Annotated in this window: 21 protein-coding genes, 1 other RNA gene and 2 pseudogenes; 3 read left to right on the top strand and 21 right to left on the bottom strand. The window is 53.2% G+C overall.

The window, feature by feature from the left end:
* Positions 1-68 precede the first annotated feature (68 nt).
* The 5 genes and pseudogenes from IDH41_RS19680 to IDH41_RS19665 all read right to left on the bottom strand — a co-directional run bounded on the left by IDH41_RS19680 (position 69) and on the right by IDH41_RS19665 (position 3,769).
* Positions 69-1,298 carry a serine hydrolase domain-containing protein gene (locus IDH41_RS19680; RefSeq protein WP_190864196.1) on the bottom strand — a complete coding sequence of 410 codons (1,230 nt, stop codon included), beginning with the start codon at positions 1,296-1,298 and terminating at the stop codon, positions 69-71.
* 116 nt (positions 1,299-1,414) lie between these two features.
* On the bottom strand, positions 1,415-2,080 hold the full coding sequence (locus IDH41_RS19675) for a TetR/AcrR family transcriptional regulator (protein WP_190864045.1): 666 nt from the start codon (positions 2,078-2,080) through the stop codon (positions 1,415-1,417).
* A gap of 138 nt (positions 2,081-2,218) precedes the next feature.
* Positions 2,219-2,626, bottom strand: coding sequence for an FIMAH domain-containing protein (locus IDH41_RS32175; protein ID WP_397328290.1), 408 nt, complete (start codon positions 2,624-2,626; stop codon positions 2,219-2,221).
* 108 nt (positions 2,627-2,734) lie between these two features.
* Positions 2,735-3,181, bottom strand: a pseudogene (locus IDH41_RS32170) (DUF4855 domain-containing protein); the annotation flags it as partial.
* A gap of 273 nt (positions 3,182-3,454) precedes the next feature.
* Positions 3,455-3,769 carry a hypothetical protein gene (locus IDH41_RS19665; RefSeq protein ID WP_190864043.1) on the bottom strand — a complete coding sequence of 105 codons (315 nt, stop codon included), beginning with the start codon at positions 3,767-3,769 and terminating at the stop codon, positions 3,455-3,457.
* Positions 3,770-4,141: 372 nt separating this feature from the next.
* Between IDH41_RS19665 and IDH41_RS19660 the strand changes: the two genes are divergently transcribed.
* Positions 4,142-4,552 (top strand): CHRD domain-containing protein, encoded by a 411-nt coding sequence (locus tag IDH41_RS19660; protein WP_190864042.1) that lies wholly within the window; start codon positions 4,142-4,144, stop codon positions 4,550-4,552.
* 66 nt (positions 4,553-4,618) lie between these two features.
* On the opposite strand, the gene IDH41_RS19655 is transcribed toward IDH41_RS19660, so the two are convergent.
* Complete coding sequence (locus IDH41_RS19655) at positions 4,619-7,873, bottom strand: carbohydrate-binding protein (RefSeq protein ID WP_190864040.1); 3,255 nt, start codon at positions 7,871-7,873, stop codon at positions 4,619-4,621.
* A 338-nt stretch (positions 7,874-8,211) separates the two neighbouring features.
* On the opposite strand from IDH41_RS19655, the gene IDH41_RS19650 reads away from it, so the two are divergent.
* Both IDH41_RS19650 and IDH41_RS19645 read left to right on the top strand, forming a co-directional pair.
* Positions 8,212-8,607: a VOC family protein gene (locus tag IDH41_RS19650; protein WP_190864038.1), complete on the top strand. Its 396-nt coding sequence runs from the start codon at positions 8,212-8,214 to the stop codon at positions 8,605-8,607.
* Positions 8,608-8,899: 292 nt separating this feature from the next.
* Positions 8,900-10,042, top strand: a complete 1,143-nt coding sequence (locus IDH41_RS19645; protein WP_190864037.1) for a Fic family protein — start codon at positions 8,900-8,902, stop codon at positions 10,040-10,042.
* Between the two features lie 64 nt (positions 10,043-10,106).
* Here the strand turns inward: IDH41_RS19645 and IDH41_RS19640 are convergent, their stop codons facing one another.
* From IDH41_RS19640 to IDH41_RS19570, 15 genes and pseudogenes are all read right to left on the bottom strand, one after another.
* The gene (locus IDH41_RS19640) at positions 10,107-11,426 is read right to left on the bottom strand and encodes a TIGR02679 domain-containing protein (RefSeq protein WP_190864035.1); all 1,320 of its coding nucleotides are present in this window, start codon (positions 11,424-11,426) and stop codon (positions 10,107-10,109) included.
* 53 nt (positions 11,427-11,479) lie between these two features.
* Entirely contained in the window at positions 11,480-15,628 is a 4,149-nt protein-coding gene (locus tag IDH41_RS19635; RefSeq protein ID WP_190864033.1) for a TIGR02680 family protein, read from the bottom strand.
* Entirely contained in the window at positions 15,625-16,869 is a 1,245-nt protein-coding gene (locus IDH41_RS19630; RefSeq protein ID WP_190864031.1) for a TIGR02678 family protein, read from the bottom strand. The genes IDH41_RS19635 and IDH41_RS19630 overlap by 4 nt, the downstream gene beginning before the upstream one ends.
* Complete coding sequence (locus IDH41_RS19625) at positions 16,862-18,364, bottom strand: TIGR02677 family protein (protein WP_223829883.1); 1,503 nt, start codon at positions 18,362-18,364, stop codon at positions 16,862-16,864. Before IDH41_RS19625 ends, IDH41_RS19630 begins: the two co-directional genes overlap by 8 nt.
* Positions 18,365-18,680: 316 nt before the next feature.
* Positions 18,681-19,448, bottom strand: coding sequence for an ABC transporter permease (locus IDH41_RS19620; protein ID WP_190864028.1), 768 nt, complete (start codon positions 19,446-19,448; stop codon positions 18,681-18,683).
* Positions 19,449-20,219: an ABC transporter ATP-binding protein gene (locus IDH41_RS19615; RefSeq protein WP_190864026.1), complete on the bottom strand. Its 771-nt coding sequence runs from the start codon at positions 20,217-20,219 to the stop codon at positions 19,449-19,451. It lies immediately after the preceding gene.
* Between the two features lie 18 nt (positions 20,220-20,237).
* Positions 20,238-21,101: a pentapeptide repeat-containing protein gene (locus tag IDH41_RS19610; RefSeq protein WP_190864025.1), complete on the bottom strand. Its 864-nt coding sequence runs from the start codon at positions 21,099-21,101 to the stop codon at positions 20,238-20,240.
* A gap of 14 nt (positions 21,102-21,115) precedes the next feature.
* On the bottom strand, positions 21,116-21,445 hold the full coding sequence (locus IDH41_RS19605; protein WP_190864023.1) for a PadR family transcriptional regulator: 330 nt from the start codon (positions 21,443-21,445) through the stop codon (positions 21,116-21,118).
* 246 nt (positions 21,446-21,691) lie between these two features.
* A complete protein-coding gene (locus IDH41_RS19600) occupies positions 21,692-22,900 on the bottom strand; it encodes an SEC-C metal-binding domain-containing protein (RefSeq protein WP_190864021.1) in 1,209 nt (402 codons plus the stop codon).
* A gap of 389 nt (positions 22,901-23,289) precedes the next feature.
* Complete coding sequence (locus IDH41_RS19595) at positions 23,290-23,682, bottom strand: type II toxin-antitoxin system death-on-curing family toxin (RefSeq protein ID WP_190864019.1); 393 nt, start codon at positions 23,680-23,682, stop codon at positions 23,290-23,292.
* Between the two features lies 1 nt (position 23,683).
* Complete coding sequence (locus IDH41_RS19590) at positions 23,684-23,977, bottom strand: AbrB/MazE/SpoVT family DNA-binding domain-containing protein (RefSeq protein WP_190864017.1); 294 nt, start codon at positions 23,975-23,977, stop codon at positions 23,684-23,686.
* A 147-nt stretch (positions 23,978-24,124) separates the two neighbouring features.
* Positions 24,125-24,490, bottom strand: a transfer-messenger RNA (tmRNA) gene (gene ssrA / locus IDH41_RS19585).
* Positions 24,491-24,710: 220 nt separating this feature from the next.
* Complete coding sequence (gene smpB / locus IDH41_RS19580; protein ID WP_190864015.1) at positions 24,711-25,190, bottom strand: SsrA-binding protein SmpB; 480 nt, start codon at positions 25,188-25,190, stop codon at positions 24,711-24,713.
* A 452-nt stretch (positions 25,191-25,642) separates the two neighbouring features.
* Positions 25,643-25,843 (bottom strand): cold-shock protein, encoded by a 201-nt coding sequence (locus IDH41_RS19575; RefSeq protein ID WP_012772186.1) that lies wholly within the window; start codon positions 25,841-25,843, stop codon positions 25,643-25,645.
* Positions 25,844-26,102: 259 nt separating this feature from the next.
* Positions 26,103-26,412: pseudogene (locus IDH41_RS19570) on the bottom strand (ribonuclease R); the annotation flags it as partial.

Raw genomic sequence — 26,412 nt, 5'->3', positions numbered from 1 at the left:
GCTACCGTGGCTGCGTGTGCAGAACGCCGAGGAACATGCTGCCAAGTTGATCGATCGAAACCCCGGTGTTAGTCTTCGATTGCCTGATAGACCATGGTCCAAAAATCGTGGATTAGATGCGCCGAATTCGGGGCGGACATCCCGACCTGGGTGAGCAGGATTCCGGTGAGCTGTTTGTCCGGATCGGCATACGCCGAGGTGCCGCTTCCGCCGTCCCAGCCAAACTGACCGATGGAAGCGTAGTCGCCGCGGTAGGTGCGCACCGCCATCCCGAAGCCCCAGCCGCCGTGCTGCCCTTGGCCATACGACAAATGGACGTTGTTTTTTGCCAAGTCGTCTCGGAATGCTTGTTGCTCGGGCGTGAGGCGGTTCGTGGTCATCAGCTGGACGGCGGGCCGGGACAGGATCCGTTCGGTCCCGTGCATCCCTTGGTTCAGCAGCATCCGTAAAAACGCGTCATAGTCATCGACGGTTGAGAGCAGTCCGCCGCCGCCTGCTTGGAACGCCGGAGGCTTACTGTAGCGTCCGCCTGCGGCCTCGTCCCACACGATGAACCCTCCGGTCTGAGGATCGGGGATGTAGGCGGGCGGCAGCCGGTCAATCTTGCCCTCGGGCACGTAGAAGCCGGTGTCCTTCATCCCCAGCGGATCAAAGATGCGTTCGTTCAGGAACGTCTCGAATGTCTGTCCCGTGACCCTGGCAACGAGTACGCCGAGCACTTCGTTGCTGATGTGGTACTGCCACCTCTCTCCGGGCTGATAGCTCAGCGGGAGTGTACCCAGGCGGCGCATCCACTCATCCGGCTCGGGCAATACCTCTTGCGGCGTGTCGTAAATCCCCACCTCGAAGATCGCGTTCTGGATCGGGGAGCCCATCAACGTCAGATCCACTCCGATTCCGAACGTAGAGGTCAACAGGTCCCGCACGGTGATCGGCCGCCGCGCCGGCACGGTTTCGTCCAGCGGGCCGTCAGGTCGTTTCAGCACCTGCCGGTTGGCGAGTTCGGGAAGCCATTTGTCTACTGGGTCGTCCAGATGCAGCTTGCAATCGTCGAGCAGGATCATCACTGCCGCGGCCCCGACCATCTTGGAAGTGGACGCCATCCGGAAGATCGTGTCCCTTCGGATCGGCGCGCCGTCATCATGGCGCATCGTGCCGATCGCTTCGACGTGCGTCTCGCCGTTCCGGCTGACTAGGGCGACGAGCCCTGGAATCTTCCCGGAATCGACATGTCTTGCCAGCACGTCGCGCATTCTGCGCAGCCCTGTTTCGGAGAAGCCGCTGTTCTTTTGCTCCATCATCTTTTTCATTTTGTTTCCCTCTCTTTACTTTATTATTAGCCCTATTGTTTTAAACCATTTACATACCAACCAATGGTATGTAAATGTTGAAAAATAAGCTGCCTTTCGGCAGTTTAGTTATCTATGTTGACTTCTCTAGCTGACAAACGAAACAGTTCCTCGAATCGTTGAAACATTTGCTCATCGAACATCTCAAGCCCCAGGCCTTTCAATATTTCATCGAAAAACCTTACCTTGCGCAACATTTTCTCGGGCGACGTTTCGATGACTGCCGGGTTCAGCCACAGGTTGGTGAGAATCAACAACACTTCGCTAAGCTCCCTTGGATAGTCGGTTCGGATCGAGCCGTCTCGCATACCTTGTTCGATAATGGGCTGGATATAGACAGGTACGGCTATTTCGACGATGTGCTCGATCTGGGCCGCCAGCAGCTTCGGATTGCGCAAAAGGTTCGGCGTCGCCGATGCCACTTCGTTTTGGGCGGGATTGTTGAGGGAGACGCGGGAAATTTTGCGGAGCTTCTCCAGGCCGTTTAGCTCCTTGTCGTCCCGGACGCCGGACAACATCTCGTCAACGCCCTTGAACAAATGGTCGGTAACGGCCTGCATGATCTCTTCCTTCGACTTGAAGTGATGATAAATAGCCCCTTTTGTCAGCCCGCCCAGTTCGTTGATGATATCCTGAATGGAGGTCTGCTCGTATCCTTTTTGGATGAACAGGTTAAGCGCCACGGTCACGATTTGGTTGATCGTTTCTTCCGGATATTTATTTCTTGCCATTCGCCCTCTCCTTTCATACATTCGGTTGGTATGTAACAAGTTTATCCGGTCTTCCTTTTAATGTCAACCCCCAAAAATCAAATCAAAAAAAAGCCGGGGATTCGGCTTCCCCGGCAAGTCCGTCACTTCGCTTCCTATTTACGGCGTCGTCGGCGAAACTACGGCTCCTTTCGCCATGCCGTCAATGCCGAATTGGCCGTTGGTAAGCTCATTTCCGGAATCGGAATAGTTATTTGCGGCCGGCTTGGAAATCGTATAACTTTGACCAAGTACCAGGTTACTAAGGCCCCAACCATCAGACCAGGCGTGAATGAGAACTTGTGCGTAGGAATCAAGCACCGATACTGCCGAGGCAGAAATCAACCCTTGCGCTTGGACGGCCGGGTCATGAATGTGCGCGAGAAAATCCTGCATATACGTTACGGCATCCTTCGGCTTGTTTTCATCCAGAAGACGATTGATGATCTGCAATCGATACGACAACTCTTTGCCAAAAGCCGGCTTGATTTCTTTCGACGCGACATAACGCCGTACAAGCTCCGTCATCGTCTCTGGCGCCGGGCTGCTGTTGATGGCGTACGTTCCGTTCAAATACTGGTACAGCCAGTCATACATTAAACGCAAGCTCGGATCCTTGCTTACCCCCAAGTTGTACACTGCATTATTACCTTGATAGTAAGCTCTGAAACCATTTTTCATCAGGCCAGTTCTAACGCCGCTGTCCAAGTATTCGATAAACCGCTCGCGGAGTACGCGATCTGTCAGCATCCCGTCATCAAATTCGATTTCATTTCCCATCCCGTACCGCTTTGCATTATTCGCAGCATCTTCCAGACGGTCGGAATCCATTCCGCCAAAGAAGTAATTCGGCTGGTAGGCGGCAGCGTCCACCCCGACGTCTTTCCACATAAACATTTTGTAAGCCCAGGAGTGTGGAATCCAGAAAACCTTATCATTCATGGCATGCACTTATTCCGTCACCATGCGAACCATGTCCGGTCCCGATTCGGATACGTCGATTTGTTCCGGCATCCAGTATATGCCGACAAGCTCAAGATTGGAGTAGCGGGCAGCCTTCCATCTTTGCTGGACCTGATCCAGCCACCACTACACCGCTTTTTTCCTGTTTTCAAACGCTTTTTCTTTGCCTGCGACAGAGTCGTTGAAATTTAAGGAACCGCTGCCGTCAATATCGCCAAAATCGGTTAAGGAGTCCCCAATTTTTCTTATCGTTGGAAACATACATCGATACCGACAGCGGCACGAGGATCGAGTTCGTAGGATAATCTTGAAAAAAATGAGCGGTTATCCTCCATATCGACTTTTTCTTCCTTAGATCGAATACGACTTCGCGCGTTTTTCCGCGCAGATGCCCTACCCATGCCGGGTCATTCCTATCCAATGCGCCGTATTTTCCGTCCGTAAGCTTGTAGCCGGGAGGCCTGCCGCGAGATTGCGGAAATTCGATATCGATTTTTCGAACCGGGTATGGATCAAGAAAGCGTCTTCAATATACGGTTCGGTCGACAAATATTTCGTCAGCGCCCGGAGCGCTTCCGCATACATGTTCAAGCTGTACGATTTCAGCTTCGAAAGCACGAATTCCGTCCGCTCCACCGACTTGCGGATCGCTTCCCGGTTGAACGCCCCGATCTGCTCGTACGCGTAATCCGAAAAGCGGTTCGCCAAAAAGAGCGAAAACGGAACGATCACGATCGAAAAGCAAATGCAGCTCAACAAAAAAATGCGTACGTATGTCGCTCTGAACGAAATCCGAATGATGCCCACCGCCTTTAGTTCATCGATGCCGTCGCTGCCGCCGACGATAGACTTCCGGGGAACTCTCCGCTCCCGGAAAACAATATTAAATAAGAATTCGTTTCCAATTGGCAGTATCCTGCCAAAAACGAATCTTGTGCCAATATGAACTCGTCCACAATTATTCTCCCGGTCAAATACATAGCCGGGCCAAAAAATCCATGCTCGCCTTGCGGCAGATGTACAAGCCGCCTGCTATCGCCTCGGAATACGATACTCTATCAACCATTGCGAGGTGAAGACATGAGAAAGTTTACGGCAATTTTAAGAGGAAAGAACGAGGTGCCGCCGGTCAGGACCAACGCGACGGGAAGCACGCTGTTTCAGCTGAACCGCGCGGGCGACGCGTTGTTCTTCAAGCTGACGGTCCGCGACATTCGAAGGGTCACGGCCGCCCACATCCATCTTGGGCCGAAAGGGGTGAACGGCCCCGTCGTCGCCTTCCTGTTCGGCGACTCGCCCTTCGGCATCACCGTACGGAAAGGCGTCGTTACGGGCCGATTAACCGCAGCCAACCTGATGGGGCCGCTCAGCGGCAGAACGATTGCCGACTTGGTCCGCGAAATCAAAAACAACAACGCCTATGTCAACGTGCATACGGAACAAAATCCGAACGGCGAAATTCGTGGCCAAATCTTTAAAAACCCTTGCTGAACGTAAAACGAAAAGCCCGGCCGCGCGGCCGGGCTTCTTCTATGGCGGCTTCTCGCCCATCTCGATTTACGCGTTCCACAGCCGAATAAGCGTCTGGGCATCCGTATTCAGAGCGGCTTTCCCGACATCGGTCACATGGCGGCTCATCGTTTTGTTATTCAAGTGCTTGACGAAGCTGCCCATGTGCTTGGCCGCTTCTTTGGGCTTTCCTTTCCCGAGATGATGCCCAGCCTGCTTCAGCGCGTTCGCGAGCTGGTTCACGAGGGGACCCTTTACGTCCCCCGAAGCCTTGTAACGCTTGAGCAATCGCTCCATCGCGCCTACGCTCGTCGTGACCTCAAAGCGGATCGTCTCCGTAAGCTTATTGCCCGCCCGGTCCTCGATCGCAACGGTCGCCGACTTCTCGCCGAGTTTACCGGCCATGTCGATTTGCAGATGATCGCCCGCAGCTGGATCGAGACCGTATGTCTTGCCGTCAATGGCGATCGTTGCCGAGGCGATTCCGGACGAAGAGGCCCCCACGTCAAAGGCCAGGTACGCGTCGTCCTCGAACGAGTCCCCATCCCGCAGCCGTTTCCCAGCCGCAGTGAGCGTATAAGTTGGGAGATCCTCTTCTCCCACGAGAATCCCTTGCGACGCGTTGCCCGATTCATCGACGTTTCGAATGAAAAGGGAATACGACACGCCTTGCTCGATGCCCGAAATGACCGCGGTTTGCACGCCTCTGTTCACTTCGGCGACGCTCCCGACCGGCTGCCCTTCGCGAAGCAGCGTAATTTGCGTTTTGGCGGCATCTCGATCATAAGGACCGTCCCAGCTCAGCTTGAGGGCATCGTCCCCGCGGATAACGCGGACATGGTCCACCTCACCGGGAGGATCGTTATCGTCCTCCGGTTCTGTCGTAGGGGGCGGCGCCGTGAAGACGGCCGGATCCCCGAACGTGAATTTGTCCAGGTTATACAGCCAGTCGCCGCCTTTGAACAGCAGGAAGACGATTTGCTTGCCCGTTACGGGAACGGTCACGTCCGCCGAGAACAGCTGGAAGTTCTGCCAGCCGCCGGTGCCGGATACGGCAGCCGTCGCGATAATCGGCCCCTTCATGCTGCCGATTCTAACCTCGATCGTCCCTCCGCCCGTGGCGCTTGCGGCTTGCACGTGGAATTCGGACGGGCTCGCGCTGCCGAAATCGACGTAGTTGTACATGGCGTACGGATTATTCGGACCGTACAGGCCCGCCAAATACGTTTGCCCGCCGCCGCTTTCCCTGCCAAAGCCCGCGCCGTTCGTCGCGTCTTCCGCCTCCAGCTTGCCGTAGGCGTCTCTATCCTTGCCACGCGCCGACGTGAACGCGAACCAGTCCAGGTTGCACGGGAAGTCGCTCCCGTCCTTGCCGCGGAAGACCAAATACAAGTCGCGGACGCCCGTCGCCGCCGAATGATCGATCGGGGCCATTACGTCCACCCACTCGTTCCAATTGCCAAGCGCCGGAATCTCGATGACGCCTGCCGTCGGCCCGTCCGGCCCGTCCAGCCTCACCTCGATCGTGCCGCCTTGGTTGCCGCTCGCCGCGCGGAGCGTAATGCCGCCAGCGCCGGAGCCGAAGTCGAGGTCCGAATAGGAAGCATAGGCGCCGTTGTGAATGGCGTCCAGATAGCCCCCTTCCTCGTTCTTGCCAAGGCCCTCGCTGCCGTCGTAGCGCTCGGCCTGCAGCTTCGAGTAAGGATGGGTGTCGGTCGGATCCGAGGCGGTGAATCGGAACCAGTTCAAGTTGAATAAATAGTCGTCGTTCGTTTTCTTGAACACCAGGTAAACATCGTGGGTGCCGGTCACGGCAATCGGATTTCCTTGCTCGTCCTGCAATGGGGCGACCGCATCCATGAAATAGTTCCAGCCGCCCGTTCCTTCCACGTTCAAGGTGCCGACCTTGTCGCCCTGCAACGAATCGAGCCGGATTTCGATTTGGCCGCCGCCCGTTCCGCTGGACGCCCGGGCGATGAACCCCATCGCCCCGCCGTCGCCGAAATTCACGTTTTTGTACGCGGCGTAGTGGCCGGGCTGAATGCCTCCGAGCTGCGACGTGCCGTCGGCGGAACCTTCCATCACGAAGCCGGTTCCGATGTTATAGGCTTCCGCTTCGATTCGGCTATGGGCGTTTTTGACCGCGTATTGCAGCTCGACGTCCATCGGCTCGACGACCGTCAGCGCTTCGACGGCGCCGGAGGACGACCACGATTCGTACGTTCCGGCAAGCAGCTGGCCCGCCCAGTTGCCGTCGACGATATTGGCGGCGTTCCGGTGGCTCCAGGCCATCTCGGCATTGAAGGCAAGCCAGTAATCGAACTCTTCCTCGAACGCCTCATGCGTCCCGCCGGCTTCCGCATTCAGCGCTTTCTGCAAAAAGCCCAGATTGCGCATCAGGATCGTTTTGCCGCCCTTCAAATCCCCGTTCGGGCCCTCGTAGTACAGCAGTCCGTTGGCATCGACCATATGGTTCATCGTATGACTCGCCGCTTTCACGGCATCGTCCAAATAAGCCGCGATGCCGGTTGCCTGATAGAGACCGACGGCCGCCCCTATGTACGTGCCTTGATTGTAATGAGTCGCCCCGCCCTGAACGCCGCTTGCGACCTCGATCCGGTCATAGATTAATCCGTTTCCGTTCGAAAGTCTCGTTTTGCCCCAGCTGAAAATACGGACGGCCGCATCCAAATAATGCTCGTCCTGCGTAATATTGTACATATAGACGGCCGCTTGCGCCGCGGGGAAGTTGATGCATGAATTTTTGGTCGTATGCTCCGAATTGAGCCACCAAATGCCGCCCCCGGCAAACTCGTCGTCCCACTGGGTATCGTACACGAAATCGAAATAATATTTGGCTTTGTCCAAATACCGTTGTTCCCCGGTTAATTGGTAAGCTCTGGCCGATCCCATCGCCCACCACATAATGTCGTCGTTGAACGGATTGTTCGTCCAATCCTCGCCGTGAATGGCGACCGCGCCATCGAATATATCGTCGATCTGGGTTCTAAGTTCGGCTTTCAAATCCGGATCCGACGTACGGACATAGGCGTCCATCACCATTTCCCAGAGCTCCGCCTCGACCCAGAAGCCTTGATGGCTGTTGCGATTCGAATTAGCCCAAAAAGTGTTCGCGGCCGGATCCCAGAACATGTCGTTGAACGCCTTGATCGCCGTGTCCGCGTCGGATGCGTCGAACGCGTGAACTCGTTCCGCCCCTAGCGGGGACAGGGACGAACAAATGAGAGAAAGGATTGCGGAAAGCACGATCAAGGGGGACAGCATTTTCTTCTTCAACCTCATGACCTCAATAGCCTCCATTCCAATAGTAGATTCACCCATATTTAAAAGCGCTTACATTACCAATTTAATGTCATGTCATCTGAATGTCAATATATCATTTAAATAAATAATAGTAAGTCATTATATTATCTATAAAAATTTGCTGCGCTACGAAAAAAGACGACGAAGGGAGCCAACCCCTAACGTCCCCATTTTTTTCCTAGCGCACCTCGTTGCTCTTCGGCAATACCCTATCGGCAAGAAATGAATATTTCATTAAATAATAACAATAATGAGAAGGAGTTCGAAGACATAAAGACAATCTTTTAAGTATGAAAGTCAAACCTAAGGAGGAAATCATGGGTAGATTGGTGCATTTCGAAATTCACGTGGATGATATGGATCGCGCGAAACGGTTTTATGGAGAAGCATTCGGCTGGACGTTCGAGGATTGGAGCAGCTATGCCGGCATGCCTTATTTTGGCGCTGTGACGGGCGACGCCAAGGAAATGGGGATTAACGGCGCCTTGATGCAGCGTCAAGGACCCTCCCCGGAACCGGGCAGTGCAATGAATGGCTATGCCTGCACTATGGGTGTGGAGGACTACGATGCTGCGGAAGCCAAAATTCTTGCCCTCGGCGGCAAGGTCGCATTGCCCAAGTATGCGCTGCCCGGAATGGCGTGGCAAGGGTATTACATCGACACGGAAGGCAATATTTTCGGCATTCATCAGCCGGACGAGAACGCGAAGTAGAAATTTTGCCAAGTCGTCATTTTCGCGCATAGCAAAACCCCGACCTCATGCGGTCGGGGTTTTCGTAATGGAGGCGAATCGTGGATATGCAAAACCAGAATACGCCGGAGTGTACTCATTAGTAATCTGGGAAACGCAGGACAATCCCATCAGCAACAGAACTTCAGCTTATTAAATTAGGCTAGTTTAATAGTAAATATAGGTGTACATACTAAGTGTAATTGAATATACTCTAACTAAACAAAAACCATTGATGTATTTGTATTTTCAAGTGTAAAAGGTGGTGTAATAAATGACTTACGTTTTTACTTATGAGCACTTTGATACTTCGGAAGGACGCTTAGTCTTTATCCCCAAGCTAAATCCCTATGACTATGAAATACAACAACTTATCCTAGAAGCAGAGCGGAATATAGGGGCATTAGCTAGATTGGGATTAAAGAGCCATCCGCTAAAACCTACAATTCTTCGTAACTCTCTCGTTAGAACCGCGCATTTTACAACTAAAATTGAACAGAATAAACTGGATTTCAAAGAAGTCGAGCAGCTTTATCAAAACTACAAGAAAAATCCGCTTACCATAAAACAAAAGGCACAATTGGAAGTTAAGAACGTTTTTGACACCTATGAATATCTTTATCGTTTAGAGCCTAACAAGGATTTTTCCGACATGGATGAACCTGTGCTAAAAAAAATTCAACATACTTTAATGAAAGACTTAACGGGTTATCCGGACGGTTATAGAAATATATCGGTGGCACTTCAAGATGGCGATGGTCATATCAGTTATCAACCTCCTCCATTTAATGAAGTCCCGCGTCTTATGCAAGCTTATTTCTCTTGGTTATACACGAGTGTCACCGGATTTGCGAATCCCTATGAAACGGAAAAAATAGATCACGAAAAGAAAGTTCATCCGTTGATTATTTCCGGGATCACCCATCATTTAATAGGCTATATACACCCATTTCCTGACGGCAACGGGAGAACGGCCCGGGCTTTTTCAACTTTGGTTGGCCTCATTCATACCGACCTCGCTACAATTAAGGATGCATTTAGTGTTGAAGAATTTTTCGATAAAAGAATCGAGGATTATTACGACACCCTTACGACTGCAACCCAAGGCAACCTAAAACCTTTCATCCTATTTTACCTTGATTGCGTTAATGCATCGCTTACCAAAGTTCTTAAAGAGCTTCAACGTTACGATCGAATAAAGCATATTCGTGAATTATTGGGAAAAGGGCATGTTAGAACCATGTTCGAGTTGATCTGCAGAATGGAAGACGGGGAGGTATTTCATCGACAATTGTTTGACGATACCTTAGAAGCTTCACCTTCGAGTATTGCAAAAAACATTGCCAGATTGAAGGATCTGGGCGTCATACAATCAGGAAGCAGCCGTGGAGAATATATCGTTTGCATCGCGGATTAATTCAATGATCCAATCTTCATATTTTGAGCACTGCTCCTCCTCCGTGGGCAGTGCTCATAATACATTAACGCCCAGTCTGTTCCCCATAACGCTCCAAATCTTGAAGCAGCTCAGCGATCCACAATTCCTGATGAAGCTTTATCCCCTTGTCATTCATAGCTGCGGCTAGCGCCGCATCCCAATCGTATCGGCCTTCCAACAGGCGCAGCCGCTCATTTTCGCTCATCGGCATCCCTCTGTCGGCATATCGTAGATATTGAGCGGTATCCATACGCCAAGCATGGAACGAGTCCGGATAGCGAAGCTGCAAGCCGCAGGCAATGCCCAACCCCGCAGGATCAAGGTCCCCTGAATAATACAAATCGATCCTCACCGGTTGACTGAGCAATGCATCCAGTAATTTAATTACAGCTGTCGTGGGCTGGCCATTCCCGCAAACGAGAATAGGAGGAACAATATGGCTCGCTCTTGTTCCATTAAGCTTTTGAGCATCCGCATCCATCAGCTCGGCAAATACAGACGGGTTCTCGACCATGTGAATGCGCCGATAATGCAGCTTCCCGCCTCTCTCCAAGGACAACTGCTCCACTTGCCTGAGCGTTAATAGGCGCTCCTCCCTATTCCCAAAAAGCTCCGGGGCGTAAAGCATAACCTGAGAGGAGAGATCATCGTCGGCAACGCCGCCGCGGCGGTACCCTTCACGGATCAAGATCGCTTGCGAATTGTCTGCAGGGGGAGTATCCGTAAAATCAAGTTGGTTGTCTTCCGACAAAGCGGCAAACGACTGTTCCTGAATGGCCGTCAGCCCCCACCAAAACAAGCGTCCCAGCGGGTTTCTCCAATCCATTGCGTGCGCGTCGCCCGTAATTTCCGCCGCCAGAACGGGAAGCCGTACAGGCTTGTTGCCTTGTGCCGTAATGATTCGGTTTAATGCAGCCAAACAATGCTTCAGACAATGCCGCGCATCCTCCGGCGACTTGGCGAACACGATCCTCAAGGTTCGGAAACCGGGCGAGGACTCTTCCATGAGCCCCTCTGCCCAGCGTACCGCAGCTTTATCGGCTGCGCCCGATTCTGCAATAGCGGCTTGGATAACCCCTCTCCATTCCGCGTTCATCCGTTCGGTCTGCTCGCGGCGCGTAAGAACAGGCTCGCCGTTTAACAGCTCGAGCAGCTTCGGGATCGTAAGCTCGAACCTGCTCTCCTTCAGCAGCCGATCGAACTTCTTAAGCGAGTATCGCTTCGTGTCCCCTTTTACCGGAGGGCTGTACGTCCTATAGAACCCATCAAGCGCATGACGTTCGACATCGCTAATGTTCGTGAGCGTCACATACCCTCTCGCCCCCTCCTTGGAGGCCGTGTACTGTCGTTCGACCAGCTTCAAAAAACGCTCAAACCCGGGCTTTCCGAAATAATTTCGAATCGCTTCCTCTTCCTTCATGACTCCAAATCGCCCCCGTGAGCGGCAATCGGTTCAAGGCGCCGTCCATCCCAGCGGTAGCGGAGAACCGTTACGTAATTGGCATCCTTGGGTCTGTAGATCTCGCAAATGCCAAGTTTGGGAACCGTATCGTAACAGCCCCACAGCACCTGAGAAGTCATCATATAATCGAATTCCATCTCTGTCAGCAGCCCGAACAAATCGCGAATGTTCTCATCGTCGACGCCAGCGAACGCTTCGTCAAGGGAAATGATTTTGGGCGCATCGGGGCTCGCATCCGCATAACGCGAATAGGTAGCGGCAAACAGCGGAATGTACATCGACATCGCCTTCTCCCCGCCGCTCAGCACGTTGAATCTTGCATCCGTCAGCTCACGGTACTGCGCTTCATCGCCTTTCTTGTATCGAAGAGCGAACTGGAACCATGAGCGATAATCAAGCATCTCGTAAATATGCTTGCGCAGCGCTTCCCTCTCCTCGGCCGCTCCTTGCTTGGCCCATTGGACGCGGGATCGAAAATGTCCGACGAGCCGCTCAACCTCATCGTCCCGAAGCAGATGCGCGTCCCGGCGGAGCAGCTCCACCAGTTCGTCGCTGTTCATTTCAGACTCCGACTGCGCCGCTTTCGGCACCCATTGCAGCTGCAGCTTCAGACCGCTCGACGTGTCGCGTTCCGCCATCAGCCTGTTCATCGTTCTAAGCCATAGCTCGGCGCGTTGAATGCGCTGGCGAATCGACTTGCCCACGCTGCGCAAAATGATTTCCTCAAACAACTCCCGGTCCTTCTCGCTAAGCAGATTTTCCTGCTCCGTCAGCATATCCCCCATCTCCGCGAGCAGCGCTGCGGGCTTCTGCGGACGGGTCCGGTCCCTCATCGATAACAGCGTAATGCGCCCCGTCTCGCTAATGTCGGCTTCCAGAATGTATTCGGCCAGCAGATGCTTCGAGGCGTTGAAATGATCCTGCAGCACACCGCTCAGCCTCTCCTTGTTCGATCGGGATACGGCGGGTTCAAGCTCGGCGACGATCGATCTGCATGCCGCCAGCCAGTCCGCTGCCGCATCGCCGTCCAGTTCCGAATCCGCAGCTTCCGGAACGAGACGCAGCCGCCACTCGGCGAGGAAGTAAGTTTTTCTCTTCTCCAAATTGTCATCGGCCGCCTGCTCCCGCTCTGCCAGCCCCGACCGCCTCTCTTGCAGCACCGCGATGCGCGACGCACTGGCCACGATTGCCTCCCCAAGCTGCTCGCGCTCCTTGGCAAGCTCTTGACGCCTCGTCTTCAAGGCGCTGATACGACCATACAAATCGCTGATTCCGAGCTCGTCCATCAGCTTGCGCAGCTGCTCCACCCTCACGCGAAGCGCATATTGCTTATCGAACAGCTCGTCCCTCAGCTCCTCTTCCGTCTCGGCTATTTCCGCTTGCTCTCTCGCATCCGCTTCGTACCGTATCGCTTCCTCGCTCCGCTGCCTGTATTCCCGCCAATCGGATTGCAATTGAGAGATTCCTTCGACATATCCGCCGACGGCTTGGCTGGCCTCTTGAAGGTCTCGGAGCGATTTGAGTCGCGTCCACCCGGCAGTCAACGCAATGAACGCTTGCTTCAATTCCGCCCATAATTGCTGCTTGATCCGCAGTTGATCAGCCAGCTTATTCTCTTGTTCCAGCAGCAGCCGGAAACGCGTCGAGGCTTCATATTGCTCGGACCACGCCCGCCGAAGCGCCGCGAAGGATTCATCCTGACTCGGGAAACGCGACAGCTCTTGCTGAAGAGTCTGTATGGCAGCTTCCAGCCCGGCGATCCGTTGGCGCAGCTCGGCTAAGGCGCCCTCGCGAATCGCAATCTCCTGGTTTAACCGGGAAATCTCGGATTGCTTGTACTGTTTACGAGCTTCTTTGCCAATATACTGCGCCCGATGCGAGCTCGGGTCAACCTTGCCGACGATCGAACCAAACTGGTAATAGTCTCTGCCGACGACTAGCGTCGACTGTTCTCCCGAAAGCAAATCCGGATCAAATCCTTCGCCCCATGCGAACGAACGCAGCGCCGCTTCGATCTGTTGCTCGGTCAGTCCGGATTCAGCGGACGGCATCGGCTTCAGCACATCCGCGAGCGTATAACCCCATTCAATCGGCTGCGGAACGATCCATACCTCTTCATCCTTGTCGCCGACCGTGCCGATTTGGCCGTCAGGCCGTATCCAGGCATCCAGCAGCCCGCTGCCCAGAAGGGCCAGCTCAACGCTTGCCCGTTGCTCGGCGCCGATATGTGCATGAAAATCGCATACTTCATAAAGCGGCGCTCCAAATCCCGCGCCATACCCGCTTCGCGTTAGCGATCGCGCACGGCTGCGCGCAGGCTCGGGCTCGCGAGTCTGCTCCCAGGCCAGCTTCTCTGCGGCAAGCGCTTCCCGCTCCGCTTCCAGCTGCTTCACCCGCTGCTCCTGCTCCAGCTTGTCCGCCATAATCTCCTGCCGATTGCGGTCGACCTCGCTGCGCACGGGCTCCAGCACCGCCTCTACGCTCTGCCGCTCGTAAGATAATTCACTGCTCGCGGCGAACATCGCCTGTGTCGCAGCCTCGTTCAATTGCAGTTGCAGCAGCGATTGCTTCCAGGCCAGCAAGCACTCCTTCCAATGATACAGCGCCGACTCGGATGCATCCTCCGCTCGGCGCATCGCGTGCTCCGCTTGATCGCGCTCGGAACGCATCGCGCCAAGCTGTTTATCATACTCAGCGACCAATTGCCCGGCTTCGCGTTCTTGATCGGCAAGCCGAATCGCTTCTCCAATCGCATTGCGATGCGCTTCTACATCTCTCCTCCATGCGGTTAGGAATGAAGCCTCATCCGGCGGTTCGGGACTCCAATACCTCGCATACACCCCATGATGAGCAAATTCCATATCTCCGGCCAGCTGTTCCAGCTCCGAGAGCCCCTCTTGCTGCAACCCCAACAGCTCTTCTTGAAGCTTTCTCGCCTTATCCGCCGCAAGCTCCGCCGTCTCGCGGACCCGCAGCGCAGCCGTCAGCCGTTTCTGCGCCTGCTCGGTATAAAGAGCCGTATCCTTCAGCGACTGCTCCGCTTGATCAAGCTCATGCTGCTTCTCCATAGCCTCGCTGCGTCCGAGCAGCTCCAGCTCCGTATCCGCCGCAACCGTCTGCTCCTGGTTGCTTGCCTGCGCCTTCTCGGTATCCGACTTTTCTTGCACGGCGATTTGCAGCTCTTTGGACAATCCGGACAATTGCCTCTTGACCTCTTGCCATTCGTCATTTGACGCCAGCAGCCGCTCGCCGCTCTGATAGAGCAGGTAACGGTTATACTGTTCATAGCTGCGATTAAGCTTTTCCAGCTCCGTTCGATGCAGCTTTAGCTCTTCTAATCGGTCGGCTAACTGATCCATGTCCTCCATCACTTCAGACAGCGGACGCAGTTCCTCCTCATGCAGCGGCGGCAGCGCGCGTACCAAAACTTCGTAAATCGCGGTCGGCTTCACATCTTTGGACAGCTTCGGACTGCGGAGCTGAATGAGCAGGTTCAGCAGATCGATATAAGCTTCCTTGTCGTGAAAGCCGAACAAGGAACGGTTCACGAGATCGCGATAGCCTCTCTGTTCCTGAACGACCTGCCCTCCTGCGCCGATCGCTCCTTCCAGCCCTTTGCGATCCAGCGGATACTTTCCCTGGCCTTCCGACTGCAGCACCCGGTCATACAGCCAGAAATCATGATTGATACGGCGGCCGTCCTCCAGTACAAACCCCCAGAAGCCGAGCTGAGACGCCCCGCGCCGCGCCCGCAAGCCGATGCCTATCGTCTTGTATATATTTTTTGCCGGATGATAAAATTCGACCCACAAATAGCCGGTCCGATCCGTATGCTCCTCTTTGTCGCCGAGTAGATAGTATTCGATCTTGCGGTCCTTCGAGCCAAAAGGATCGAGCCGGTTCGGGTGCTTATCCCCGTCCAGTACAAGCGGAATGAAGCTTTGCATCGTCACCGACTTGCCAGCGCCGTTCGTCCCGCGAAGTACGAGCCGCCCATCCTCCAGCTCGAATTCTTCGTCTTCATAAAACCAAAAATTAAGGATGCCCGCCCTGTTCATCTGCCAGCGGTCACGCCTTTCTCTCTCAACAAGCCCGTCTGTCATGCCGTTCCTTCCTCTCCTTCATCCCATGAATAATCCGCGGTCCAGCGCGAGACGACCGCCGATACGACAAAACGTTCGCCGCTTTCTCCTTCTACCCATTTCCCCAGGCTCCATTCCGTCATGTGCGCAGTCAGTACCTCCGCTAGCTCTCCCAGACTAAGCCCCCGATGTTCCTTGCTCCAATATTCCTCATATTTCTGCTTCAATTGGAATAACAGCCCTTCAACATCCGTTCGTGTCAGCTCCACCGTCCCTTGCTCCGTCACATACCAATCGCGGCTGCCCAGCCTTCTTCTAAGCTCTCCCGCGAACAGAAGCACAAGATCCGATACGCCTGCCGCCGTAGGGAACAAGCTGCAATCGCCGCTTAGCTCCGGATGGAAGAAAAACAATCCTTCCCGGTACCGGCTTCCCTCCAAGCCGAACATAAACTGCATCTGATCCATCAATGTACGCCGCTGCGTCTGTACATAGTAAAGCTCATCCGGGCTCCATTCTTGATCCGAGACTGCCGGCTCCAGGAGCAAGCGCCTATATATGCGATGACGACGCTTGCGCAGGTCGCCGTCCATCGTCTCGGGGTATACGATCTGTTCATTGAAATCGTCCAGACTGTCATAAGCCTTCAGTTCTTTCGGAAAATGGCGCAGCACGAACCTGGCGGAAGGCGAGCATTCGTACAGCACGTTTTTCGTACGATTGTCGTGTGCCCAATCCGTCTCCTCGCCGTCAATATGGCGAAGAACGCCGAGCTGCCGAAGCTTCTTGAGCGCACGCACCATGGATAGCCTATGCTGGTAATTTTCCCAGTCCATCATCAGGCCTGACGCGCCGAGCTGCTCGCTGACTTGCTCGACGATATCGGTCAGCACGAATTGATCCAGCTCCGTCTTGGATTCCAGAAACCATAACGAATAAGTGAATAAGGCATAATCCCGCGACTCCCGAAATTCAGGGAACCCCATCCACGGCGCTGCAATGACCGGCGCTTTATCCAGCTTGGCCATCGTTCGCGTCAGAACAAGCAAGAAGCCCGTAAACTCGGCGAACCAGTCCCGCAGCTCCGTATACTGATCCCGAATCGCATAGAACAGATCCGGGTCTTCCTCTTTCGTAATCCAATGCCGGTTCAAGAGCGCATGCGCGCAAGCCCGGCGGCGCTCATTCCAATGCTCCGCGTCCGCTTTCCGATTCGCTCGCATGCGGCGAAGCGCATAGGAAGTCGTCCCCCCTCTAGCCATGTGCCGCCTCTCCTCCCGCTACTTCGATCGTATAGTTTCGCATCATAAGATTGCCGTCTTCGCTGCGAAGGATGGCATCCTCTTCCGCTTCGTCGCCGGGAATCACTAACGAGATGCGGTACCCGTCAGCGGTTATGAACGCCTTTGAAGCGGTTGCCGTACAGCGGCCGATCCATTGAAGCAGCCGCATCCGTTCCTTTGATTTCAGAAGCGGCATGTCGGAGATCCGCACCTTGCCTAATTCTCTCATCTGTTCGACGAAAGCCCGCTCCTCCTCCAGCTGCTGAAGCAGTTGCTCCCGATACGACTCCCGTTTAGCCGCGTAATTTCGCATTGGCTCGGCAGACGATCGATTGGAACGTTTACGGCTTCGCGTCCGGATGAGGCGCACATTCGGCATCTCGTCCCAGGTCGAGGCATCCGTCCGTTCCGTACCGCGTTCATCCAGACCTTGCAAATGGCGGCTTGGAAATAGACCAAATACGTAAGCGGCAAGCTTATGCGCTTCTTCCAAGCTATCCAGCTGTGCAAATTTGCGGCCAAGACTTTCCAGATCGTTACGCCTGCTCATGCCTCCGCGCCTCCGTTCCTGCAGCCGAACCGCGCTGCGAACAACCTTGGCAATCGCTTCCTTCGTCGCCCTCTCAAGCAGCGTCAATTCGCTGAGCTCCTGCTCGTCGCCGATAAACCACCGCTTCAAATTGTCCCAGCCCTGTTGAAGCTCCACTCGCAGCTCATCCGGCGATTTCCCTTCTTCCAGTCGCGGCTTTCCAAGCTCATCCGCAAGCACCTTCTCCAGATAGGCATCTCTCAAGCCGTCTCCAATCCGCTGTAACTGACCTTCGATCTTATAAGCGCCGTTCTGCAGCCCTTTAACAAAATGCTGCAAATAATTCACCAGGTTATCTTTTAATGCTAGAAAGCCTTCGGTGGCCATCATTTCTTCGGCCTGTATGGAATGGATGCTGGCAATGAAGTCCGCCGCATTCTCGTGCATCGTTTTGAACGCTTCATAGAGCTTCTCCCAATTCCGCAGCGCCTCGCCCGTTTCAAATTCCATCGCGCTTAATCGAATCTCGTGAATGCATGCCGTAATCGTATCGAAATACGTCGTCTCCAGAGAGCCCCCGTAACCTTTCACCTTCTCCAGCGCTTCCAGCATCCGTTCAATCTCGATCGCGTAGGGCGTCAGCAAATATTGACTCTTCTTCCTCATATACTCTTCTACCGACAGCGCTCGTCCTCCGTCGTGACGGGAGGCCAGGTTGCCCCAAGCCTTCAAGCTCTCAAGGTCGGACAAGCATTGCTCCTGCGTATAGCCTTCCAGAACCCCCCAGGCTTGCACGCCCTCATAGATTTCCTCCGGCCTCAGCCAATATTTCAAACGCTGATATTCCATATAGATAAATTTCATAATCGCCCGGTAACGAGCAACGTTAATCGCGGTCAAATAACTAAGCTCCGGAACCGCTCGCAGCCCTGCCGGAGTTAACATCGGATCCAATGCGTCCACCTCTCCTTTTTGATTGTTAATTAATTGTAGCATATATTAAGTTGGTTAAGAGAATCCTCAGATTTTACCGCTTTCGTCTAGCAACCATTAGCCTGCTCTCTATTGTTACGATCCGCTTCGAATACGAAACGCAAACAAGCGACCTGGCACAGTCGCTTTCTGAACATATTGTTAGAGGCGAACGGTGGCTGTGCAGCACCACAATTCGCAGGAACGCGATGATTCGAATGTTCGTGGAAGTCGTCCCCGGACATAGCAAAACCCCGACCTCATGCGGTCGGGGTTCATGTTGGAAAGATCACACCTGCTTTTTATACACCCTTATGGCAAAGAAATAGGCTACGAGCAAAATCCCGACGCACCAAGCAAGCGCGACCCCTATATCATTGCCCACCGGCTGGCCTGCCAGCAGCGCGCGGATAGCTTCCACGATCGAGGTCACCGGCTGGTTCTCGGCAAAGACGCGAACGACAGTCGGCATCGAATCGGTCGGCACGAACGCCGAGCTGATAAACGGAAGGAAGATGATCGGGTAGGAAAAGGCGCTTGCGCCGTCCACCGATTTGGCGGACAGTCCGGCAATTGCCGCGACCCAAGTTAACGCCAGCGTAAACAGCGCGAGTATGCCGGTTACCGCAAGCCACGGCAGGATCCCCGCCGACGAACGAAAGCCCATAACGAACGCTACGAGAATGATGACGACAACCGATACGGCGTTGGACACCAGCGAGGTCAACACATGCCCCCACAGTAAAGTGGAACGTGAAATCGGCATGGAGTGAAACCGCTCGAAGATGCCCCGCTGCTTATCCAAAAACAGGCGGTAAGACGTATAGGCTACGCCGCTGGCAATCGCAATAAGCAGGATGCCGGGCAACAGGTAGTTCACATAATTATCCGTACCGGTTTGAATTGCGCCGCCGAACACATAGACGAACAGCAGCATCATCGCAATCGGGGTGATGCACACCGTGAAGATCGTGTCCATACTGCGGAAAATATGGCGCATGGAGCGTCCAAGCATAACGCCCATATCGCTGAAAAAGTGTTTCTTTACCGTCTCCATTTACTTTGCCTCCTTCTTGCCGACGATTGCGAGGAAGATCTCCTCTAATGACGGCTGTTTTTCAACATACTCCACCTTTGCGGACGGGAACAGCTTCTTCAGCTCCGCGAGCGTGCCGCCAGCAATAATCTTGCCCTCGTGCAAAATGGCGATCCGGTCGGCAAGCTGCTCGGCTTCCTCCAAATACTGCGTGGTCAGGAGGATCGTCGTGCCGCCGTCCGCGAGTTCCTTGACGATCTTCCAAACCTCGATGCGCGCCTCGGGGTCAAGCCCGGTCGTCGGCTCGTCGAGGAAAATGATCTGCGGATTTCCCACAAGGCTCAAGGCGATGTCGAGCCTGCGGCGCATACCGCCCGAATAAGTTGACGCCTTGCGGTCGGCGGCGTCCGTCAGGCCGAAGCGCTTCAGCATGTCATCCGCCACCTGACGCGGGTTCTTGAGGTAGCGCAGCTTGGCGATCATAATCAGATTTTCCCGTCCGGTCAATATTTCGTCCACGGCGGCGAATTGCCCGGTCAAGCCGATCGCCTGCCGCACTTGATCGGGTTTTGACGCCACATCGAATCCGCCTACGGCGACGGTTCCTCCGTCTTGTTTGAGCAGCGTCGTGAGGATTTTGACAACCGTTGTCTTGCCCGCCCCGTTGGAGCCGAGCAGGGCGAAAATACTGCCCTTCTCCACCTCGAAATCGACACCCTTCAGCACTTGGAGCTGCTTGTAGGATTTTTGCAGTCCTTTTACTTGAATGGACTTGGTTTGCACGGTTTGCATCGGAACCCCTCCCTTAAATTAAATGACGGTAACCTTAGACAAATTGGCTTCCATGCCTTTGAGCAGAGCAAAGGTCAGTTTATCCATCGTTGCGCCGTCGAAGCAGACGGTTTTGATGGCACGGTAATATTTCTTGGAGAAGGAGCCCCCTTGGAAAGACACATTTTTGAAGGTAGCGCCCTTGAACGAAACGCCGTTTAATCCCGCTCTGTCAAACTTAACGCCGATAAACGTCTGTCCGTCCAAGCGCTGCCCGCTCAGATCGGAGTACTTGAAGTCGACCCCGTCAAATAAACAACCTTCAAAAATCGTTTTTCTAAGATCGGTCGTCGACAGCGCCACGTCGGTCAGTCTTACTCCTGTGAATTTGGCTCCGTCAAGCCCCGACTTGCTGAAATTGGTTCGTACGAGGATCGATTTATTAAAGCTCGCATTCGTCAGGTCAAGGGCGGAAAAGGTGCAGTCGGTCAGGTTTGCGCCGTCAAAATTGGCTTCACGAACATCGCTGCCCGCAAATGAGCTGCCGGTCAAATCTGCGCCCGCAAAGTCGGAGCCTCGCAATGCGCTGCCTTTAAACTGTCCCTTATGAGCCTTAACGCCTGCAAAGTCGCTATTCGCCAGGTTGCCGCCGCTAAAGTTCGTCACTACCTGCCGCTCCAGCGAGCGGGAGAGGTTGGCAACCTCCCGTACCGTTTGCTCAATGTCGCCGATGCTATCAACGGTCATTTCAAAAGCGGTTTCGTCGTCCTTGCCCTCGGCTTTGAGTTCGCGGAACCGCTCCTGCAAATCGGAAAGCAGGTCGGCCTTTAATTCGGTGACGCTCTTCACCCCATCGTACGGTGCGAAAACACTGTTCAAATAGTTGGTCAACTTCTCGTTCATAACTTCAACACTCCTTATAATAAGTTTTCAAGCACGTGCTTCGCGTACTCCCAGTTGCTTTTGTTGCGGTCGTAAGTGGCCTTGCCCTTTTCGGTAATCCGAAAATATTTACGCCGTCCGCCCTGAGACTCATCGCCCCAGTACCACTCAATATCGCCGTCCGCTTCAAGCCGCCGGACGCTGGAGTACATCGTGGCTTCCTTTAATTCATACTCGCCGCCCGAGCGTTCGGCGATCAGCTTCACAATCTCGTACCCGTAGCGGTCAGCTTCGGACAAGAGCCGCAAAATCATCGTATCGGTATGTCCGCGCAACAGGTCGGATGTTATTTTGTTCTCGCTCATATCATCACCCCGCATTTGTATAATACGACACATTACCATTACTGTCAAGGTAGTATTTTAAATAAAATACCTTGTTGAAAAAACCATTCAAATTCGTCAACGAGAAAGATATAGGGCGGCCATGGATGCGAAAAGAAAAAGACACCTTCCCGAATGAGAAGATGTCTTTCCATCAAAAAATCATTTCTACTGCTTGCCTTGGCGGCAAAGATCCGGTTTAAAGCAAAAACCCGACCTCATGCCCGCCTACGCACCGCAACACTTCTTGTGCTTCTTCCCGCTTCCGCAAGGACAAGGATCGTTGCGTCCAACTTTACTCGGGTTCGTATAAGGTTTGTTCAGGCCACCATGGAAGCCGGCGGTAACAGCCATTCGATTCAATTCCGCCTCACGCCCGGCCAGCCGCGCTTCCTCCTCGTCAAGCTCCTTCTTCCACTGAGATAATGAAGGATGCGGCGTATTCGAGATTACGCAGTAAGCATAGATCGACTCTGTGAGGTTCAAAAGTCCCCGGTCATAATCTCCTTCCACCATCGCCTGGACTAACGGAATGACCTTGCTTGACCCTAACTCGCATAGACCGTTCGCGAGCTTGGTCGCATAGGTAAGATCCTTCTCGTCCGGCAACAGCGTTAGCAACGCCTCTTCCGAGGCGGGCAGCTTGATTTTGCCGAACACATCGGAGGCATATAACCGGAAATATTCCTCGTTCGCAGCAAAATACTGGTTGGCGACCGTCGTTACAACCGAGGTTGTCCCGATTTGAACAAGCGCCTCTCCAGCCTTCTCTGGAAGCCAATCATCCTCCGCTCCCAAAAAGCCGCACAGAAAAGGAATGGCCGCTTCCAGCTTCATTGCGCCCGCAAGCTGAACGAAATAGGGGGTTTCATAGCTCATGTCGTCGGGATGATAAGCGTCCAGCTTCTGAATCACAAGGTCGGGATCGATACACATCCGATGAGATAGTTCATTCACGATTTCGTCTCCGTACGTCGTATCAAACTCATTCACATATAGGCCGGTACTTTGCTCAATAAACAATTGGAAGGTTCTTACCAGTTCCCGATCGTCCATCTTCGCAAGATTGCGCTTTTGCTGCACCCGCTTTTTCCAATGCTGATCCTTCGCGATGTACTCCTCATAAGGAGTCAACGACCGGAGATCACTGTTCCATAACATATTCGCCAAATGAAACTTCGTATTAGGATCGATAGACGGCGACTGACACAAATCCAGCAGCTCGCGGATTGTTTCTTCGGTTTGCGGAAACTTATATCCATAGAACAAGTGAATGGGTCTGGCCTGCTTAGATTGCTTCAGTCTTTCTAACAAAAGCGGCATCAACGTAGTATCATTTTCGTATAGGAAGCTGTCTGCAAAATATCGAAGGGCTTTATTGCTTACAACATGCTCAGGATGCAGAATAAAGCTTTTTACTTGTTCAGTGTGGAACATACACTTCTCCCTTTCTTATTTCGATTCGCTATTTTGCTGCGCTTCTAGGTGATTTTCCCATGCCTCAATAACATATCTAGCCGACTGACAAAGCCCCTCTCCAAGACCAGATCATCGACCGTACGGCGCACCTTTATGCGTAATTCTTGTCTGATTTTGTATTACCTTATTCGACACAGGCGTCTTAAACCCCTTTCTGGCTAAAAAACAGCGATGTAAAACTCCATAATGAGGCAATATAAGAGAAATAACTTTCGTAGCACAGAAAAGTACCGTCAAAAAGCAAAAATCCACAACCTCATGCGGTTGTGGATTTACATGGTGGAGGCGAGGGAAGTTGAACCCACCCTGTCCGAAGATCACGCCACAACCTGCAGACGCACGATGAATCATCTGTCTACAGAATGTTCTTTCAAAATATGCGCAGTAGTCTCCAACGTATGCAATCCTTTTGCAATATCTACGATAAACTCCACGGCATATTTACGTTCCATTCGTAGATGTTGCCCATTTAACATGAGGAATGATTTTGTAACCAGATAGGCTGTCCGCTTATTCCCATTGTGGAAGCAATGATTTTTTACCAGAGATTCCAGTAAGGCCGCGGCTTTGTCAAATAAATTTGGATAAGCATCTTCTTCAAAAATAGTTTGCTGAGGTCTATGTATCGCAGATTCCAGCAGGCCATGATCCTTCACACCTGCTTGCTCTGCATCGTTCATTCTTTTCATCATGAAATAGTGGGCTGAAATAACCTCTTCTTTGGTTAGGAAGATTATCATATCATCGGTCCCTTAAATCCTCAAGGATGCCTTCATCTTCTTCAAACACGTCAAAGAACGCTTCAAGCACTTCCGGCCTTACATTATCTGGAAGTTGACCTTGCCGAGCTTTTTTCAACACCACTTCACCGCGATCATTTTCAATAAATTCGATTTCATCCCCTTGCGTAACATCCAACCTTGCAGCTAAGCCTTTAGGCAAGCTTACTCCCAAGCTATTGCCCATTCGCCCTATTTTGCGGGAATAACGCGTCACATTCGGTTTATTATTTGTCACTTTGACCACACCATCCATGTTTATTTTCCTTTCCAATAGTATGCTCAGCACCTAATAAGTTATAACGTATAAACTGTAATAACTTTTATAATATATGTACATATTATCAAATTTTTCAACAAATATAAAGCAAAAACACCATCCTCATGCGGATGGTGTTCATGATGGTGGAGGCGAGGGGAGTTGAACCCCTGTCCGAAGATCACGCCACGCTTGCTTCTACGGGTGTAGTCACAGATTTGATGTCACCTGAACGGACGCCCTATGACCGGCTTCTATTCAGGTCAGCCTGATTGTCTTCTTCCGTCGACCCCAGGCGGAGACCGATCGGCGTATCCCACTAAAGTTGAGCCCCTATCCTAGCACATGGGCGATGCGAGGTAGAAGCACGCTCACAGGTTATTAAGCTGCGAAAGCGTAGGATTGTTTTTGGTTGCCATTTAATTGGCTTTAGCGTTGATGAAGCAGACGACTCCCTGCTACCCGCTGGCCCGCGCTCGTCCAATCCCCGTCGAATCCATAAACGCCCCCATTCTCGCATAAACGGCCGGCTGCCTTGCGGCACCGACGTTTAGCATGGAATGAAGCCTCTGGATTAACGCCAGCATCGTCTGATCGATGACGCTGCCGATTGTTAAGCACGAATGCTTACTGCTTCCTTGCTACTGCTTTAGTATAACACGAATGAAGCTCCAATGCGCGTATTTGTTTCTGGCAGCGATGGGCGCTTCTATCCATGGAAAACTTGAGGTTAACGAACGACCTTCTGCTTCTCCCGCAGCGCGCGCTGAATATCCCGCTGGGCATCGCGCTTCGCGGCGGTGTCGCGCTTGTCGTACTGCTTCTTGCCTTTGCCGAGCCCAAGCAGCAGCTTCGCGTAGCCGTTGCGCACGTAAATTTTCAGCGGCACGATCGCGTAGCCCTCCTGCTTCGACAAGCCGAGCAGCTTGTGGATCTGTTCCTTGTGCAGCAGCAGCTTGCGCGTCCGCGTCGGATCGGAAGGGTTATGGATGTTGCCTTGCTCGAACGGGCTGATATGCATGTTGTGTATAAAAATCTCGCCGTTTCGGATCGTCGCGAACGCATCGCTTATGTTCGCCCTGCCGTTCCGAAGCGACTTGATTTCCGTTCCCGTGAGCACCATTCCCGCTTCGTACGTATCCTCGATGAAGTAGTCATGGGAAGCTTTTTTGTTTTGGGCAAGCTGCTTGCCGTCGTTTTTCTTCGCCATGCCGGTCACCTCGACTTTACTGCGCTAATTAAGCTTGTTTGCTGCTAGATATACAGGAATTCATTGTAACAACTTTAGGTATGGAAATCAAGAAGGAGGCTTTGTTGCCAAACGCGCCTTCCATCCCCCGCTGCAAACTGGACAAACCGCCGACAAAGTGAAGTAGGCCGGACTTGTCTCAATAATTGAAATTAAACTCATTTTCCGCCCCTTGGGAAACGAGTTAATTTCAAATTTTGATCCTACGTAACGGATACTGGCGTCGTTTTCCCCGAAACTTGCCTTCTAGTTTCAATTCCTGAAACAAAAGTACGACCAGCCTGAATTTACCGGCAATTAGGCTCAATAGTTGAAACTACTCCGCCGCCAAACCGCCCGCAGCAGCCCCCGCCTTCGAAAAAACCGCCCCCGACCCGGAGGTCAGGAGCGGTTTCATCAACGAAGGTAAGCTATTACAGCTTAACTACGTTTTCAGCTTGTGGTCCGCGGTTGCCTTGAACAACGTTGAACTCAACGCGTTGGCCTTCTTCAAGCGTCTTGAAGCCTTCGCCGACGATTGCGGAGAAGTGAACGAATACGTCGTTGCCGCCTTCAACTTCGATGAAGCCGAAACCTTTCTCAGCGTTGAACCATTTAACTGTACCTTGTTGCATGTGTAAAAACCTCCAAAAAATAAAATTAATATGCGCCTGTTTCGTTATTTAAACAAAAAATTCACACATTGGAAAGGGTTTCATGACTATAATGACACCCTTTTCAATATGTGAATTCAGGTTCATATCATCGATTGCCTTGAGTGTACTATACCCGCCGTCAAAAAGCAAGCGACAAGCCTAAATATATTTTCCCATTTCGTCCAGAACGCGGCGGCTCCCGTAGCTTCGCGCCCTAAAAGCCGCCGCGCCGGCCCGCTTACTTTCGTTTCTTTCTCACGAAAGCAGCCGTCGCATTGCCGCCTCCGCCGCCCTTCTTGCGTTTCTTCCGGCTTTGGCCCTGACCGCCGCCCGGCGCCGCGAACACGCCGCTCGGCGTCGCGTTCTTCCGCCTCGACCCGCGGCCCTCGCCTGACCCGCCGCTGCCGCGGATGGGCAGGCCCCACATATCCGTGCGCGGCGCGCCTTCGCCGCCGCGCTGCTGGCGCTCACCGCCCGGCGCGACGCCCATCGCCGCCGCCTCCGTGAGCGCCCCGCGCTCCGCCGACGCGCTGCCGCCGCCGCCGTCG

This window comes from Paenibacillus arenilitoris (genome assembly GCF_014705655.1).
Classification (GTDB): Bacteria; Bacillota; Bacilli; order Paenibacillales; family Paenibacillaceae; genus Pristimantibacillus; species Pristimantibacillus arenilitoris.
Note: the sequence above shows the minus strand (reverse complement) of the source record. Positions and strands in the feature narration are given on the sequence as shown.

What these genes read in the sequence shown, in the direction of transcription:
- IDH41_RS19680 (WP_190864196.1), bottom strand. Translation starts at nt 1,298, where the DNA reads ATGGAGCAAAAGAACAGCGGCTTCTCCGAAACAGGGCTGCGCAGAATG.
- IDH41_RS19645 (WP_190864037.1), top strand. Translation starts at nt 8,900, where the DNA reads ATGACTTACGTTTTTACTTATGAGCACTTTGATACTTCGGAAGGACGC.
- IDH41_RS19605 (WP_190864023.1), bottom strand. Translation starts at nt 21,445, where the DNA reads ATGAGCGAGAACAAAATAACATCCGACCTGTTGCGCGGACATACCGAT.
- IDH41_RS19625 (WP_223829883.1), bottom strand. Translation starts at nt 18,364, where the DNA reads ATGTTAACTCCGGCAGGGCTGCGAGCGGTTCCGGAGCTTAGTTATTTG.
- smpB (WP_190864015.1), bottom strand. Translation starts at nt 25,190, where the DNA reads ATGGCGAAGAAAAACGACGGCAAGCAGCTTGCCCAAAACAAAAAAGCT.
- IDH41_RS19635 (WP_190864033.1), bottom strand. Translation starts at nt 15,628, where the DNA reads ATGACAGACGGGCTTGTTGAGAGAGAAAGGCGTGACCGCTGGCAGATG.
- IDH41_RS19615 (WP_190864026.1), bottom strand. Translation starts at nt 20,219, where the DNA reads ATGCAAACCGTGCAAACCAAGTCCATTCAAGTAAAAGGACTGCAAAAA.
- IDH41_RS19630 (WP_190864031.1), bottom strand. Translation starts at nt 16,869, where the DNA reads ATGGCTAGAGGGGGGACGACTTCCTATGCGCTTCGCCGCATGCGAGCG.
- IDH41_RS19590 (WP_190864017.1), bottom strand. Translation starts at nt 23,977, where the DNA reads ATGGATGGTGTGGTCAAAGTGACAAATAATAAACCGAATGTGACGCGT.
- IDH41_RS19575 (WP_012772186.1), bottom strand. Translation starts at nt 25,843, where the DNA reads ATGCAACAAGGTACAGTTAAATGGTTCAACGCTGAGAAAGGTTTCGGC.
- IDH41_RS19660 (WP_190864042.1), top strand. Translation starts at nt 4,142, where the DNA reads ATGAGAAAGTTTACGGCAATTTTAAGAGGAAAGAACGAGGTGCCGCCG.
- IDH41_RS19650 (WP_190864038.1), top strand. Translation starts at nt 8,212, where the DNA reads ATGGGTAGATTGGTGCATTTCGAAATTCACGTGGATGATATGGATCGC.
- IDH41_RS19675 (WP_190864045.1), bottom strand. Translation starts at nt 2,080, where the DNA reads ATGGCAAGAAATAAATATCCGGAAGAAACGATCAACCAAATCGTGACC.
- IDH41_RS19610 (WP_190864025.1), bottom strand. Translation starts at nt 21,101, where the DNA reads ATGAACGAGAAGTTGACCAACTATTTGAACAGTGTTTTCGCACCGTAC.
- IDH41_RS19620 (WP_190864028.1), bottom strand. Translation starts at nt 19,448, where the DNA reads ATGGAGACGGTAAAGAAACACTTTTTCAGCGATATGGGCGTTATGCTT.
- IDH41_RS19655 (WP_190864040.1), bottom strand. Translation starts at nt 7,873, where the DNA reads ATGAGGTTGAAGAAGAAAATGCTGTCCCCCTTGATCGTGCTTTCCGCA.
- IDH41_RS32175 (WP_397328290.1), bottom strand. Translation starts at nt 2,626, where the DNA reads ATGACGGAGCTTGTACGGCGTTATGTCGCGTCGAAAGAAATCAAGCCG.
- IDH41_RS19595 (WP_190864019.1), bottom strand. Translation starts at nt 23,682, where the DNA reads ATGATAATCTTCCTAACCAAAGAAGAGGTTATTTCAGCCCACTATTTC.
- IDH41_RS19600 (WP_190864021.1), bottom strand. Translation starts at nt 22,900, where the DNA reads ATGTTCCACACTGAACAAGTAAAAAGCTTTATTCTGCATCCTGAGCAT.